We start from the raw sequence: 445 nt of genomic DNA, 5'->3' as shown, positions 1-445 counted from the left end.
CGATTAATTATTTTCACCCCGATTAACCTCCGGTTGGGAAATGCCTGATCTGATTTATTGTTTTCCGGATTTATTCTGACTGACTCCCAGATCTTTATTCGGCTTGAGTTCTGTTCGGCCCTGAATGCCGTCGCTTGCCAGCGATGACAAAAGGTGCCGAACTCTTTATCAACAACAGGAGCGTAATTCGCGGGATGAAAGCCATTACGCCGTGACGCCGAAGGCCGTGAGTGCCTGTGACACTACGCCATTAGCCAGTTAGAAAATGCTGTTACAGGCAGATGATGCGGGAAACCGTTTATTGTCCACCGCGCAGGATGGAAAAAGCCCTCTACAAAAGCAGGCGGGTGTGGAAATAGGCAAATTAAAAATAAAAGATGAGGAGTAAATGATGAGCGAGCCTACTGAAAATGAAATTTATATTCATCCTGAATATGATGAATAC

At 45.2% G+C, this 445-nt stretch carries 1 protein-coding gene; it reads left to right on the top strand.

Going from position 1 to position 445, the window contains the following annotated elements:
• Positions 1–265 precede the first annotated feature (265 nt).
• Positions 266–388 carry a hypothetical protein gene (locus ABR397_RS23340; protein WP_350307779.1) on the top strand — a complete coding sequence of 41 codons (123 nt, stop codon included), beginning with the start codon at positions 266–268 and terminating at the stop codon, positions 386–388.
• Positions 389–445: the final 57 nt, after the last annotated feature.

Origin of the sequence: Photorhabdus viridis, from assembly GCF_040256935.1 — a bacterium.
In the GTDB taxonomy this organism is placed as follows: Bacteria; Pseudomonadota; Gammaproteobacteria; order Enterobacterales; family Enterobacteriaceae; genus Photorhabdus; species Photorhabdus viridis.
This window is presented reverse-complemented; position numbering and strand designations above follow the sequence as displayed.